We start from the raw sequence: 14,809 nt of genomic DNA, 5'->3' as shown, positions 1-14,809 counted from the left end.
GTTGTAATGCTTAATTACTTTTTATGCGTTAATGGTTTTAATGCCTTTTTCATACCCTCCAGCATTTTGCGCTCTCCTCCACGGTATGGATATAAGTGTGATGTTGCAAAAGAGTAGGGCTTAGGTATGTCTAAATCTTCAAGATTATCAGCCTTATGCTGTTCATACGCCTGTGCATTCCTAACAAATGACGGATCTAACAACAATGTTTTTCCTAGAGCTACTAAATCAGCACGTCCGTTTAGAAGTATAGTATTGATCTGGTCTATATCCTGAATGTATCCGGCTGTAATAGTCGGCACATGTACTGTATTTCTAACCATGTCAGAGAATGGTGTTTGCCACATTCTGCCTACAATAGGCTTTTGATTAGCAACCGTTAATCCTGTAGATACGTTTATTATATCGGCTCCTGCATCTTTAAATGCCTTTGAAATAGTCACTACATCAGCTTCTGTTATACCATTTTCAGTCCAGTCACAGGCCGAAATACGTACACTCATAGGTTTGTCACTGTTAAAAGCAGCTCTCATTTCCTTGAATACCCTTACTGGGAATTTAAGTCTATTTTCTATACTACCGCCAAAATCATCTGTACGCGTATTTGTTAAAGGAGAAAGGAATGAAGCCAACAGGAAACCATGATGCGCCTGTAGCTCAATCATATCAAACCCTGCCTTATCGGCATTTTGGGCTGCCGTAACAAACTCTGAAGTTATGATATCCATATCTTCCTGAGTCATTTCTACAGGTACAGCCATTTTATCGTTAAACGGAATAGGTGAGGCCGACATTAGCCCCCATGCATTATCAAGAGGTTCATTATTACCTTCCCAGGGAAACTTAACAGCTCCTTTTCTTCCTGAATGTCCTATTTGAATTCCAATTTTAGCAGAACTGTTTAAATGAATAAAATCAGTTACTCTTTCCCATGCTCCAACCTGCTCATTATTCCATATACCGGGACAGCCAGGTGTAATTCTACCTGTTGGTGAAATAGCTGTAGCTTCGGTTAAAATTAGACCGATACCACCTACAGCCCTTGAACCATAGTGCATAAGATGCCAGTCGTTTACAATTCCGTCAACAGCAGAATACTGTTCCATTGGGCTCATAACTATCCTGTTTTCCAGTTTTACATTTCTTAATTTATAAGATGTAAAAGCAGGAGATGTTTGCAGGTTTTCGTTTCCTGCATTGGTATTGAATTCTGCCAGTACTTTTTTAGGGAAAGAAGGGTCGCGAAGTGCGAGGTTTTCAAAAGTTACCTTTTTTGCCCTTGTCATTACACTAAAGGCAAATTGCATAAAGTCATGCTGAATGTGCCTGTCCATATTTTGAAACCATTCCAGAGATACATTAGCCGCATGCTGAATCACTTCAACACGATTGCGACGTAACTTTTCGTAGTTATCAAAAACAGCTTTGGTGTCGGTTTTATGTTTTATTACCGAATCGGCAAGTGCTATGGCACATTCCATTGCCAGTTTAGTACCCGACCCAATGGAATAGTGGGCCGTGGCTTTTGAATCCCCCAGTAAAACAATATTACCTGCGCTCCATTTTTTATTGGTTATAACAGGGAACTGCCTCCAGTGTGACCTATTAGTTATTAACGGATGACCGTCTAATTCTTCCTTAAAAATCTCAGATATTTTATTGATGGTATCCTGCTCATCTGTAACGTTAAAACCTGCTTTATTCCAGGTTTCATCAGTAGTCTCAAAAATCCAGGTACTCATTCCTTCTTCATACTGATAGGTATGTGCTACAAAAGTACCATGAGGTGTTTCTCTAAAGAAGTAAGTAAAAGCATTCAGTGGTTTTGTAGACCCCATCCATACAAAGCGATTGCTTTGCAGTTCTATATTAGTACCGAAATCAGAAGCAAACTGCTCACGTATTGCACTGTTAATACCATCGGCAGCCACTATAATATCTGAATCCTTAAACCGGGATATATCATCTACATTGGCTTCAAACTTAAGGTTAACCCCTTCTTCAAGGCATCGTTGCTGCAAAAGCTGTAATAATGTTTTACGGGAACAACCACAAAAACCATTACCGGTAATACGTACTTTTTCACCGTTTCGGGCTACATCAAGTTCGTCCCAGTACGCAAAACGGTTTCGGATTAAATCATACGATTTTGGATCGCGGGTTAGGAATTCACTAAGGGTTTCATCAGAAAACACTACTCCGAAACCAAAGGCATCATCTGCCTTATTACGTTCGTAAACTGTTATATCACAATCGGGGATTGCCTTTTTTATAAGTATCGAAAAATATAAGCCTCCAGGGCCTCCGCCTACAACTGTTATTTTCATTATTGAGGTCTTTTTATTGAGAATATCTCACCCAGTTTTGCATAGTTAGAACCTGCCAGTCGGGCAATAGGTCTGTATGTTTCCGGGTTAATTTTATAATTATCAAGCAATACGCTTTCATCTATATGAAACATCACTATGCGGCCTATCATAATAGTAGCACCGCCATGTTTATGATCTTCAAGTGAGTAATGATGTACCAGTTCACATTCAAAACTTATAGGACTTTCTAACACTCTTGGAGCCTTAACTTTAGAGCAGGGTGCCTGAGTCACTCCGGCATAATCAAACTCATTAACATCAGGAGGTAGTGTTGCCGAACTGTTGTTTACAGCTTCAGCCAAATCTTCAGTAGCCATATTAACCACAAACTGTTTTGTAGTCAACACATTATTTAAAGTATCCTTATTAGAATCTCCGGGTCTTACGGTAGAAAACATAACATGTGGTGGATCTTCACCCACTACATTAAAAAAGGAGAAAGGAGCCAGATTAGGAACACCGTTTTCACTTATTGTGGAAACCCAGCCAATAGGTCTTGGTATTACCGATCCACTTAGTATTTTATAAACTTCGCTTTGGGTTATATTTAAAGGATCAATTATCATTAGAAGTGTAATATTTACTGCAAATAAAAGAAAAAATTATTATCAAATTTTACAGATTTATGTTATAAAAATATGTTTTATAAATAAAAATCTAATATTTATGTTTTATTAGACTAATATTTTACTGATTGACAGCAAATTTATAATTTACATATTTCTTAAAAAAATATATTTAAAATTATATACTACATAAAAATATTGGGTTAAAAATATATTTTTTGCTTTATCAAAAAAATGAAGGAAAATATTTAAAAAGCCATAGGGCAATAACCTTATTATTGTATTTTTGTTAGTGTCGATATGACACTTATTAACCTAAACCGCAAGAAAAATGAGTTACTATCAGATAAAAAGTCTGGAACAATACTTTAAACACTATAATAAATCTATCAGAGAACCACGAAAATTTTGGGATAAAATTGCCGATGAAAACTTTACCTGGTATCAAAAATGGGATAAGGTTGTAGAGTTTGATATGCAGGAGGCGGAAGTTAAATGGTTTCTTAATGCAAAAGTGAACATCACTAAAAACTGTATAGACAGGCATTTAGCTAAAAGAGGAGAGAAAACTGCTATTATATTTGAACCTAATAATCCTGATGAGGAAGCACAACATATAACCTATAATGAGCTTTATGAAAGGGTTACTAAAATGGCTAATGTACTGCGTGATCAGGGCGTAAAAAAAGGGGATAGGGTGTGTATATACCTGCCTATGATTCCTGAGCTGGCTATTACTGTACTTGCCTGTGCACGTATAGGAGCAGTGCACTCTGTTATTTTCGCAGGGTTTTCTGCTTCGGCTGTAACATCAAGAGTACTTGATTTACAGTGTAAACTGGTAGTTACGTCTGATGGTGGTTTTAGAGGTAACAAAACCATAGATTTAAAAGGTATCATTGATGAAGCACTGGAAAAATGCCCTTGTGTAGAAAAAACATTGGTTGTTAAACGTACTAACAGTAAAGTTAACATGAAAGAGGATAGGGATTACTGGTTACAACCATTACTGGACAGTGCTCCATCTAACAATGTTGCCGAAATAATGGATGCAGAAGATCCATTATTTATCCTTTATACATCGGGGTCTACCGGTAAACCCAAAGGTATGATGCATACTACTGCAGGATATATGGTTTATTCGGCTTATACCTTTAAGAATATATTTAATTATGAAGAAAATGATGTGTACTGGTGTACAGCCGATATTGGCTGGATTACCGGCCACTCATATATAGTATACGGTCCTTTACTTAACGGGGCTACAACAGTAATATTTGAAGGGGTACCTTCATATCCTGATTTCGGTCGCTTTTGGGAAATTATAGATAAGCATAAAGTAACACAGTTCTACACTGCGCCAACAGCTATCCGTTCACTGGCAAAAGAAAACTGGGAATGGGTAGATAAATATAACCTGTCATCTCTTAAAATTATAGGTTCTGTAGGAGAGCCTATAAACGAAGAAGCATGGCACTGGTATAATGACCACGTAGGAAAGAAAAAATCTCCTATTGTAGATACCTGGTGGCAAACAGAAACAGGTGGTATTATGATTTCGCCTATACCATTTGTAACTCCCACAAAACCTACATATGCCACATTACCGTTACCGGGAGTACAGCCTGTACTTATGGATGAAAGGCGTAATGAGATTGAAGACAATCAGGTAGTAGGTAGTTTATGTATCAAATTCCCTTGGCCGGGTATGGCAAGAACCATTTGGGGAGATCATCAGCGATTTAAGGAAACTTATTTTACAGCTTTCCCAGGTAAATACTTTACGGGAGATGGTGCACTTCGTGATGAAGTGGGGTATTACCGAATTACAGGTAGGGTAGATGATGTTGTAATCGTATCAGGTCACAACCTTGGTACAGCACCTATTGAAGATGCTATTAACGAACACCCTGCAGTGGCTGAATCAGCTATTGTTGGATTCCCACACGATGTTAAGGGTAATGCGCTTTATGGCTTTATTACTCTTAAAGAATCTGGTGAAGACAGAAACAGGGATAACCTGCGAAAAGAAATTAACGAACATATATCAAGCCACATTGGTCCAATTGCCAAACTGGATAAAATCCAATTCGTTTCAGGTTTACCTAAAACACGTTCGGGTAAGATTATGAGACGTATACTAAGAAAAATTGCCGAAGGTGAATTCACTAACTTCGGCGATACCACCACATTGTTAAACCCTGAAATTGTAGATGAAATAAAAAACGAAAGAATATAGAATAACACAAATCCAACTAAAAAACTAAACAACCACCAACCAAACTAATGAACAAACACTTTTTACTGCTATTGCTGCTTATATCCTTCGCCGGATTTGGGCAGCGATACGAGTTTGATACCTATACAGAGTATCAATTCATTAAAACAGAAAAGGCTGATGCCGAGAAAACTTTTGAATTTTCCAACTCAAAAGATAACAGTTACATACTCTCGGTACTGGATAAAGGCAAACAGGTAACGTTAACGTTTCTACATGCTTCCGGACAAAAAGCCGTTTTGAAAATGGATAAAACCCGTTTTTTTGATGAGGAAGACATTATTGTAAATTGTTCTTCTACAGAGAAACAGGATTTGACATCGGCTAAAAATGCCGTAGTGAGCTTTGATTTTCAAAAGCTTAACGACACTATAATTAAAAAAGATACGCTACAGCATTATGTAATAAAAACTGTAGATAAAAAAGCTGCTACTGAAACAGGAGAGAGGCACTTTATAATTCAAAAAAGTACCGATTTCCATCTGCCTAATGTAACGCCCGGAACGATTCCATATTTTTGCTGGGCATCGGGTAAAGATTTACCAAGCGGTTTATTCAGGCAAACCTATATTGTTAAAGACAGTGAGTCTATCGAAAAAATGGTTCTCGTTAAATACGAAAAGCTGAGAAAGATTCTTGTTTTAGAACGGGGATGCCAATATTAAATTAAAATAATTGATTTGTGTTATTCTTTTTAGCTTAATTTTAAGCTATATATAGAATAGAGTAAAAAAGAGAGAGTAATGAGTATGGATGATTCCACTATAAATAATTTAAGGGAGGCCTTAAAATATTCACCCGATAATATCCCTTTAAAAATACATTTAGCCGAAAGCCTTTTGGCACTTAACCGTTTTGAAGAAGCTGAAAAGGAGTACAAGGAACTTTTAGGGATGCAGGATAATTCGGTAATACGTTTGGGTCTTGCTACTACCTATTATAGGCAAAAACAATATGCTACCTGTAGTGTTATACTTGAAGATTCATTAAAGCTATACCCAGATAATGTTAACCTACTTGTATTATATGCCAAAACGCTTTTAAAAGAAGATATGCCTGCCCAGGCAAGAGAAATCTATAAGCATGTACTGGAACTTGTGCCTGCTTTTAGAGATGAAGAACTTGACGCCGAACTGCGTGCCGGTAATATACAGATTACTGAAGACGATATTGATGAAGAATCTGACTTCCATAAATTTTTAACTAAACCTACCATAAGCTTTAAGGATGTAGGAGGAATGGATAAAATAAAGAAGGAAATTGAACTTAAAATTATCCATCCGCTTAATCATGCCGATTTATATAAGGCTTACGGTAAAAAAACAGGAGGAGGGATTTTATTATATGGTCCCCCCGGATGTGGTAAAACCTATATAGCAAAGGCTACCGCCGGAGAAATTAAGGCTAACTTTATTAGTGTAGGGCTTAATGATATATTAGATATGTGGATTGGCAACAGTGAGAAAAATCTACATGAAATTTTTGAAGTTGCCCGACAAAATAAACCCTGTGTACTGTTTTTTGATGAGATAGATGCTCTTGGAGCCAGTAGGAGTGATATGAAAAACTCGGGCTCAAGACACTTAATTAATCAGTTTTTACAGGAATTAGACGGCATAGAGTCTGATAACGATGGTATACTTGTACTTGGAGCCACAAACGCACCGTGGCACTTAGACCCAGCTTTTAGAAGACCGGGTAGGTTTGACAGGATAATTTTTATTCCGCCTCCAGATGAGGAAGCCAGAGAATCTATTTTTGAAATTAAACTGAATAATAAGCCAAAAGAAAACATTAATTATAAAAAGCTTGCAAAATCAACTCCCGATTATTCGGGGGCAGATATTGAGGCTATTATAGATATATCTATTGAAAGTAAACTGGAGGAGTCTTTTAAAACAGGAATCCCCGAACCTATTAAAGATAAGGATATAAGTAAGGCTATTAAGGTCCATAAAGCCAGTACTAAAGAGTGGTTTGTATCTGCCAGAAACTTTGCTTTATATGCTAATGAATCAGGGCTGTATGATGATGTTTTATCTTACTTAAAAATTAAAAAATGATAACCGACGGTTTAATTCAAAAAGCAGCGCTATTATTACAACAAGGAAGGTATAGTGAAGCAGAAAATATTTTAGGCCAGTTACTTACTCAAAATCCTAACGATATTGATACACTTACCCTGTTAAGTGAAGCGAACTTTCAGCAAAAAAAATATGATAAGGCAGAAGAGTTAGTTAATAATGCTATTGCTTTAAGTCCTCATGAGAGTTCACTTTTTTATCTTAAATCAAGAATTTATCTTTATAAAGATGAATACAAGGAAGCCGAGAAATATGCTAATACTGCGATAAGTTTACTTCCTGAAGATGAGAACAATTATGTTATTCTGTCGAATATATTATTGGCTCAAAAGAAATATCAGGATGCACTTGATGTTGCCGACAGGGCTTTAAGTTTAGCTCCCGATAATGTATTCGCATTAAACATGAGGAGTACCGCTTTACTAAAATTAAATAATAAAGATGAGTCTTTCAGAACTATTGAAGAGGCTTTACACGAAAATCCTAACAACCCGCACACACATGCTAATTATGGATGGGGACTACTGGAAAAAGGAGATAAGAAAAAGGCATTAGAGCATTTTAGTGAAGCTTTAAAAAATGATCCTGATAACAGTTTTGCTCAAGCCGGAATGGTTGAAGCACTTAAAGCAAGGTTTATTTTTTACAGATTGTTTTTAAAGTATTCTTTTTGGATGTCAAACCTTACCTCTAAATATCAATGGGGGGTTATTTTAGGTTTTTATTTTGGGACAAAATTTTTACAAAGGGTAGCGGCAAACAACGAAACATTAAGACCATTCCTTATACCTATAATAGTATTATTGGCATTATTTGCTTTTTCTACCTGGATAATAGGACCTGTAAGTAATTTATTTCTGCGTCTTAATTATTATGGTAAGCATCTCCTTAGTAAGGAGGAAAAAATGTCGTCTTCACTTGTTGGCATCTTTTTAGGAACATCTATATTGAGTGTTATAGGTTATTTTATGAGCAAAGACCAAGCTTTTTTAATACTCGCCATATTTACTTTTACCATGATGATTCCGGTTGGTAAAATATTCAATCAGCCCAGAAATATATTTGTTGGCTACAATATTATAATGTTCTTACTGGGAGGTTATGTTGTATTCCAAACTTTTGTAAATCACATAGTACCCGATAATATAGCTATAATATACTTTTTCGGGTTTCTTGCTTTTCAATTTCTTGGAAACTATTTTTCTATTAATCGTAAAAACTGATTATGAAAGATTTTTTTAAAGAGATGTTTGAATATACTTTTCATTTTAATGAAATGGTAATAAATGCTCTTTTGTCTTCTGAAATCACTTTACCTGAAAAGTCATTAAAACTTATAAATCACACCATTAATGCCCATGAAATTTGGAATCACAGGATAGAGGAGAAGCTCTGTGCAACTAGTGTTTGGGGAATGAGAGATTTAAACGATCTCAAGAGTATAAATAAAAACAATTACAATACTTCAATTGAAATAGTTGAGTCATATGACTTTTCTAAAATACTAAGTTATAAAAACTCAAAAGGAGATAAGTATACTAATACAGTTAAAGATATATTGTTCCATATCGTTAACCACTCAACGTATCACAGGGGACAAATCGCCAGTGATTGTAAAGAGTATGGCATTACTCCATTAGTAACCGATTATATTTTTTATAAAAGATAATTAAATCCCAAGTTTAGATTTAAGTTTTAAAAATACCAGAGCGGTAGTATACGCGTTACCGGATGCTGTTAACCTGTCGCTCTTTTTTATTTTAAGGGCATCACACACTTCATCAAGGCTTACCTGAGTATCCTGTACATGGTGCTGCCACCTTTGAAAAAGAGCATTAGTATCCATAAATGTATTTTTAAGTCGTCCCAGTTCAAGCCTTTTTAACGCCTGATTAATCATTTCTAAATCAAGGTTTATATTATGACTAACAAGTGTGGCATCTTTTATAAAGTTTAGAAATTGAATAATAGCTTCGGCTTCTACAAACTTTTCATCATCATCTTTAATAACATCACTAAATGCTACCGAATGTGAATTGAATTTTTCCTGTTTAATAAAAATCTCGAAAAAATCACCAATCTCAATGGCATTATCATTTATACCAATAGCGCCTATGGAAAGAATAACATCGTCTTTCCAGTTTAGTCCACTGGTTTCCATATCAAAAACCACATAACGTTTATGCACTTCATGATTATCATCCTTCTCAAAATGAGCAAGATAATTTTTCCAGAATTGAGGTAAATTAGTTCCTATCAGCCAGTCTAATGCCATATTATATTAGTTGATATATGTAAGAGAAAAACGGTTTTTTAAAAGATCATGTATTTCATTTATAGGCTGAAAGCAGTTTTTAAGTTTAAGCCTATCAGATTTTGATAAGTCTTTTAGGTTAAGGTATCTTCCGTCAGAATTACTTATTAAACCTTCTTCTGTCCTAAAACGCATTAATACATTAAAAGCATCGGCACAGTTCGTATATAATTCCTCATTTTCGGGTTCCAATTCAGCCAGTTTTTTAAAACGCTGGTATGTACCCGTAAAATCTACAAGGTTATGACTAAGTGCTAATACTCTGGCCGCATCGCCAAGAGGTTCTAAAGCTCTGTTTTTAATATCAAAAGTATCTTTGTGTTCTCCATCATTCTCTATCAAAAACTGCCTGAAAAAGCCTAAAGGTGCCGGATTTTTTAATGCATCAGCCGCAAGATAAGCAAAAAACTTTTTATTCTGTTGTATGCTTTTCTCAATATTATCTGTAATAACCTGTTCTATTTCAGGAGTTCCGTATAAAAAGTCCATATCAAAAAACAATGTACTTAACTGTACAGTTTTCTCTTCGGGAGAGTTTATCCATATATTGTATTGTTTAATCCAGTCAGTTACTGATTTACACCATTTAGGATTATTGGCCATTACATCATCAGGAGACATTTCATAACCTACATTTCTAAGTGTACGTACAACCTTGTCGGCAAGAACAAGAAAATAACTCTTAACCGTTTCATATTCATTAGAATCTATGTCTTCAAAAATAAGCGCATTATCCTGATCTGTTAGTAATAACTGCTCTTTACGTCCCTGACTGCCAATATTTAACCAAACAAAGCGGGCAGGAGCAGGGACTCCCATTTCTTCAATGGCAAGTTCAATAGCTCTTCTGGTAATTGCAATATTTATTTCGGCGACTATATTAGTTATATGAGATACCGGTATGTTTTTATCTATTGAATTCTGTATCAGCTCGGTCATTCTATCACGAACCACTTTCAACTCTTTGACATCAAAAGCACGGCGTGTTTGTTTTAATAACATACCCGGAGTATTTGCCTGTGCCGCAACTACATCATGTTCTGATATAATACCTGTTACCTGAGATTTATCTGTACCGTCTTTTGTAACACATAAATGACCAACATTATACTTAAGCATAAGCATTTGAGCTTCGGCTACAGAAATATTTTCCGGTACAGTAATAACAGGAGCTGTCATAATCTTATCGGCCGTAATTGTAATAGGGAAAAGTCCTGTAGCTATTTTAGAGCGTAAATCTCTATCGGTTACTATACCTATAGGGAGCTGGTCTTTTTGTATAATAACGCTACCTATAGAACTGGTTGACATTGTTTTAGCTATATACATAACTACATCATCTAGGTTAGCTGTAACAGGGTTTTTGGTATATTTTATGGGTTGAAAATACTGTATATCTGTAGTATGTTCTGCAAATATCATGTTTTCAGAAATCAGTTTTCCGCTATGTTCCTTATCATAAGGATTACGTGTATGAGAAGCAAAACTTTGAAGTAAAAATTTTAAAACCTCTTTATTATCTGTAATATAAGGTTCAAATACTGCTATAGGAATAGAACAAATAATTGAATCCTCACGCGCTTTTGCTGTCATTAAATAATGATTTTTAGCAAAAAATGGTCTTAATCCCAGTATATCGCCTTCGTCACATTTATCCACTAAAGTTTCTTCAGCATCAGAGGTTAATGACAAACCCACAGCACCACTCTTAACAACATAAAAGTTTTCATGTGTTTCCTCACCACCCTTAAATAGTATTTGGTTTTTTTCAAGGTAAATTATTTTAGATAGATTAGCTATGCCAAACAACTCCTCAAAAGTCATACTACTGAAAGGGGGGAAGTGCTTTAAAAATTTAGCAACATTCTCAGCAACAGGATTTTTCATAAAAAGGTGATTTAGTAATTAAAAATACTACTTTTTAACATTCGTTGCAAAGAAATTACAATCTTATAAATCAATTGTTTGTTAAAAAAATACGCTAAAAGCTTAAAATAAACTAAAAATAAAATTCATCATTTAATTAATGTTATTAAATTTACAGGATTAACTTTCAAAACTAGTGAACATGAAAATTTCTAAAAAAATTGCAACCGTATTGTTTACTGTATTTTTTACAGTTTTAGCCAGTGCTCAGGATAAAAAACCTTTAAGTCCGGCAGCATCAGCATACGGGAAAATAAACGAGGCTAACATTAATATTATTTACAGCAGCCCATCTGTAAGAGGACGAGAAATTTGGGGCGGACTTGTTCCTTACGGTCAAGTATGGAGAGCAGGTGCAAATGCTCCAACAGTATTTGCTGTTGACAGAGAAATTACTGTTGAAGGAAAAAAACTTCCTGCAGGTAAATATTCTTTTTACATAATTCCTGAAGAAGGAAACTTCACAATTATTTTTGGTAAAGACAGAAGCATGTCTGCTTCAAAATACGATTCTTCACAAGATCAACTTCGTATAACAGTTAAGCCTAAAAAGAAAACAAATTTAACTGAAAGCTTAGAGTACAGCGTTAACAGTAATAATGTGACTTTAACTTGGGAATATCTTGAAATTCCAATCAGTGTAAAATAATATAGAATTTTACTTTATAAAAACTCCGCTTACTTAATACAGGCGGAGTTTTTTATTTATAGAGCCTTTAATGGGCTAGACTTATTTCTTATTTTATTTTACATAATGTATATTATATTTCAAATATTGTATTTTATATAAACCGAACATTTGTCAATTTTATTTTTTTTAATGCAATAAAAAGTCCTTTAAAAAGACTATAAAATCTGTTCCCTAATATTGTAACGCTACTTATTTAAAATCATTATAAATTTGCAGTACTAATTATTAAGTTAGCATTGGTTAAATTTTACCTCTGCCGAATTTTGGGGGCAATAAACCGGCAGAGGTTTTTATTTTTAATAATTTAATAATTGTAGTAATTCAGACTCAAATCTGTTTTTTGGTAAATATTGATCTTCAAGCGCTTTTGTAAACGGAATTGCAGTTTCAATACTACCAACTCGTTTTACCGGCGCATCAAGATATTCAAAACAGTTTTCCATTATCATTGCTGATATGTCACTGGCAATTCCTCCAAAAATTGTATCCTCCTGAAGTATAATTGCTTTACCCGTTTTTTTAACCGAATTATAAATAGCTTCGGTATCTAATGGTTGTAGTGTTCTTAAATCCAGTAAATCAGCTTTTATTTCAGTATTATTTTCTAAAATTTCCAAAGCCCAGTGTACACCGCTACCAAAGGATATAATCGTAATATCATTTCCTTCTTTAAGTAACGATGCTTTACCAAACGGTAATGTATAATAATCTTTAGGAACATCCTGATAAACACTTCTGTATAAGGCTTTGTGCTCAAAGAACATAACCGGATTAGGGTCGTTTATAGCAGTAGCCAGTAAGCCTTTAGCATCATGAGGGAATGCCGGATAAACCACTTTTAAGCCTGGTGTTTTGGTAAACCAAGCCTCATTTGTTTGTGAATGAAACGGCCCGGCCTGTACACCTGCTCCACAAGGCATTCGTACTACAACATCGGCATTTTCCTGCCATCTGTAATGTACTTTTGCTAAATAGTTTACAATTGGGTTGAATCCTGTAGAAACAAAATCGGCAAACTGCATTTCAATAACCGACTTGTATCCGTTAATAGAAAGTCCCATACCTGCAGAAACAATAGCCGATTCACATATAGGTGTATTCCTGATTCGGTCTTTACCAAACTCTTTTACAAAGCCGTCTGTAATTTTGAATGCTCCACCATATTCGGCTATGTCCTGTCCCATTATCACAAGGTTTTCATGACGTTCTAAAGACTGTTTTAATCCCTGTGAAATTGCGTCAATCATCCTTACATTATCAGATTTATTATTTGATTTAACTTCCTGATATATAAATTCTTTATATACATCATTTAATTCTTCACTTAACGAAGCCTCTATAGGTTCCTCATTAGATGCTAACTGATAATTTTCATCTATTTCTTTTTTAAGTTCGGCTCTTATGGCTTCATCTTCTTCATCAGTAAGTAGACCTTCATCTATAAGGTAATTTTTATAATTATCTACCGGATCTTTAACAGCCCACATATCCATCAATTCCTGCGGGACATACTTTGTACCACTCGCCTCTTCATGCCCCCGCATTCTGAATGTTTTGAACTCCAGTAAAACCGGACGAGGATTTTCTCTAACAGAATCAACTATTTCGTTTAATTTATTATAAACCTCAAGTATGTTGTTACCGTCAATAATATGAGATTCCATACCATACCCAACACCCTTATCGGCAATATTCTCACATCTGTACTGCTCATTGGTTGGTGTAGATAATCCGTAACCGTTATTTTCAACAACAAAAAGTACCGGTAAATCCCATACAGCAGCTATATTAAGCGCCTCATGAAAATCTCCTTCACTGGTAGCTCCTTCCCCTGTAAATACGGCAGTTACTTTACCATTGTCTTTAAGTTTATTGGCAAGGGCTATACCGTCGGCCACACCCAATTGCGGACCTAAATGCGATATCATTCCAATAATTTTATATTCCTGTGTACCAAAATGAAAGGACCTGTCACGACCTTTGGTAAAACCATTAGCTTTACCCTGCCATTGTGAGAACAGTCTGTATAAGGGTATATCCCTTCCTGTAAATACACCTAGGTTCCTGTGCATAGGAAGAATATACTCATCTTTATGAAGTACGGCGGTTACCCCAACAGAAATTGCTTCCTGCCCTATACCGGAAAACCATTTTGATACTTTGCCCTGACGGATAAGAATAAGCATCTTCTCCTCTATCATTCTGGGCTTTAATAACTTTTTATATAAATCAAGTAATATTTGATTGGATAAATTTTTCCTGTCGAATTGTAGTGTGCTGGTAATCATAAATGGTTTTGAATTGACTCTTCAAATGTATAAAAAATAACAATACAAGATCCAAATGTTATAATTTGAAAATTTCAAACGTTTTAGTTTAGTTAGTATCCATTTTCACTTACTTCAGTTTCCTTTTTTAAAAATGTAACTATCATAATAAAATCACACGAGCGATAATTAGTAAGTTACCTATATCATGCTTTCAAAATTAGCAACTGTTTTACTATTTATGGCAAAAAAGAATAGTGTTTTATTACTGCTTTTATATTTTTAACTTTTACAGAAATAATTATTTTACCTTT

Annotated in this window: 11 protein-coding genes; 6 read left to right on the top strand and 5 right to left on the bottom strand. The window is 35.0% G+C overall.

Annotation, left to right across the window (positions count from 1 at the left end; all coding sequences use genetic code 11):
- Nucleotides 1-14: 14 nt before the first annotated feature.
- Nucleotides 15-2,327: an oxidoreductase gene (locus tag V3Z67_RS01720; protein WP_330441692.1), complete on the bottom strand. Its 2,313-nt coding sequence runs from the start codon at nt 2,325-2,327 to the stop codon at nt 15-17.
- A complete protein-coding gene (locus tag V3Z67_RS01715; RefSeq protein ID WP_330441691.1) occupies nt 2,327-2,935 on the bottom strand; it encodes a flavin reductase family protein in 609 nt (202 codons plus the stop codon). Before V3Z67_RS01715 ends, V3Z67_RS01720 begins: the two co-directional genes overlap by 1 nt.
- Before the next feature lie 331 nt (nt 2,936-3,266).
- Here V3Z67_RS01715 and acs point away from each other — a divergent pair, with 331 nt between their 5' ends.
- The 5 genes from acs (at nt 3,267) to V3Z67_RS01690 (ending at nt 8,966) form a co-directional block, all read left to right on the top strand.
- Complete coding sequence (gene acs, locus V3Z67_RS01710) at nt 3,267-5,174, top strand: acetate--CoA ligase (RefSeq protein WP_330441690.1); 1,908 nt, start codon at nt 3,267-3,269, stop codon at nt 5,172-5,174.
- Between the two features lie 47 nt (nt 5,175-5,221).
- Nucleotides 5,222-5,878: a hypothetical protein gene (locus tag V3Z67_RS01705; protein ID WP_330441689.1), complete on the top strand. Its 657-nt coding sequence runs from the start codon at nt 5,222-5,224 to the stop codon at nt 5,876-5,878.
- An 84-nt stretch (nt 5,879-5,962) separates the two neighbouring features.
- Nucleotides 5,963-7,276, top strand: coding sequence for an AAA family ATPase (locus tag V3Z67_RS01700; RefSeq protein ID WP_330441688.1), 1,314 nt, complete (start codon nt 5,963-5,965; stop codon nt 7,274-7,276).
- Nucleotides 7,273-8,520, top strand: a complete 1,248-nt coding sequence (locus V3Z67_RS01695; protein WP_330441687.1) for a tetratricopeptide repeat protein — start codon at nt 7,273-7,275, stop codon at nt 8,518-8,520. The genes V3Z67_RS01700 and V3Z67_RS01695 overlap by 4 nt, the downstream gene beginning before the upstream one ends.
- A 2-nt stretch (nt 8,521-8,522) precedes the next feature.
- A complete protein-coding gene (locus V3Z67_RS01690; protein ID WP_330441686.1) occupies nt 8,523-8,966 on the top strand; it encodes a DinB family protein in 444 nt (147 codons plus the stop codon).
- On the opposite strand, the gene V3Z67_RS01685 is transcribed toward V3Z67_RS01690, so the two are convergent.
- Complete coding sequence (locus tag V3Z67_RS01685) at nt 8,967-9,572, bottom strand: 3'-5' exonuclease (RefSeq protein ID WP_157483000.1); 606 nt, start codon at nt 9,570-9,572, stop codon at nt 8,967-8,969.
- 6 nt (nt 9,573-9,578) lie between these two features.
- On the bottom strand, nt 9,579-11,498 hold the full coding sequence (locus tag V3Z67_RS01680; protein WP_330441685.1) for a DUF294 nucleotidyltransferase-like domain-containing protein: 1,920 nt from the start codon (nt 11,496-11,498) through the stop codon (nt 9,579-9,581).
- Between the two features lie 181 nt (nt 11,499-11,679).
- On the opposite strand from V3Z67_RS01680, the gene V3Z67_RS01675 reads away from it, so the two are divergent.
- A complete protein-coding gene (locus tag V3Z67_RS01675; RefSeq protein ID WP_330441684.1) occupies nt 11,680-12,186 on the top strand; it encodes a DUF2911 domain-containing protein in 507 nt (168 codons plus the stop codon).
- A 338-nt stretch (nt 12,187-12,524) separates the two neighbouring features.
- Here the strand turns inward: V3Z67_RS01675 and V3Z67_RS01670 are convergent, their stop codons facing one another.
- Entirely contained in the window at nt 12,525-14,516 is a 1,992-nt protein-coding gene (locus V3Z67_RS01670) for an alpha-ketoacid dehydrogenase subunit alpha/beta (protein ID WP_330441683.1), read from the bottom strand.
- Nucleotides 14,517-14,809 lie beyond the last annotated feature (293 nt).

Origin of the sequence: Flavobacterium sp. C4GT6, assembly GCF_036347315.1 — a bacterium.
Lineage (GTDB): Bacteria > Bacteroidota > Bacteroidia > Flavobacteriales > Flavobacteriaceae > Flavobacterium.
This window is presented reverse-complemented; position numbering and strand designations above follow the sequence as displayed.

Coding starts and splice junctions, on each gene's coding strand:
- V3Z67_RS01675 (WP_330441684.1), top strand. CDS start 11,680: ATGAAAATTTCTAAAAAAATTGCAACCGTATTGTTTACTGTATTTTTT.
- V3Z67_RS01715 (WP_330441691.1), bottom strand. CDS start 2,935: ATGATAATTGATCCTTTAAATATAACCCAAAGCGAAGTTTATAAAATA.
- V3Z67_RS01680 (WP_330441685.1), bottom strand. CDS start 11,498: ATGAAAAATCCTGTTGCTGAGAATGTTGCTAAATTTTTAAAGCACTTC.
- V3Z67_RS01690 (WP_330441686.1), top strand. CDS start 8,523: ATGAAAGATTTTTTTAAAGAGATGTTTGAATATACTTTTCATTTTAAT.
- V3Z67_RS01700 (WP_330441688.1), top strand. CDS start 5,963: ATGGATGATTCCACTATAAATAATTTAAGGGAGGCCTTAAAATATTCA.
- V3Z67_RS01695 (WP_330441687.1), top strand. CDS start 7,273: ATGATAACCGACGGTTTAATTCAAAAAGCAGCGCTATTATTACAACAA.
- V3Z67_RS01685 (WP_157483000.1), bottom strand. CDS start 9,572: ATGGCATTAGACTGGCTGATAGGAACTAATTTACCTCAATTCTGGAAA.
- V3Z67_RS01705 (WP_330441689.1), top strand. CDS start 5,222: ATGAACAAACACTTTTTACTGCTATTGCTGCTTATATCCTTCGCCGGA.
- V3Z67_RS01720 (WP_330441692.1), bottom strand. CDS start 2,327: ATGAAAATAACAGTTGTAGGCGGAGGCCCTGGAGGCTTATATTTTTCG.
- V3Z67_RS01670 (WP_330441683.1), bottom strand. CDS start 14,516: ATGATTACCAGCACACTACAATTCGACAGGAAAAATTTATCCAATCAA.
- acs (WP_330441690.1), top strand. CDS start 3,267: ATGAGTTACTATCAGATAAAAAGTCTGGAACAATACTTTAAACACTAT.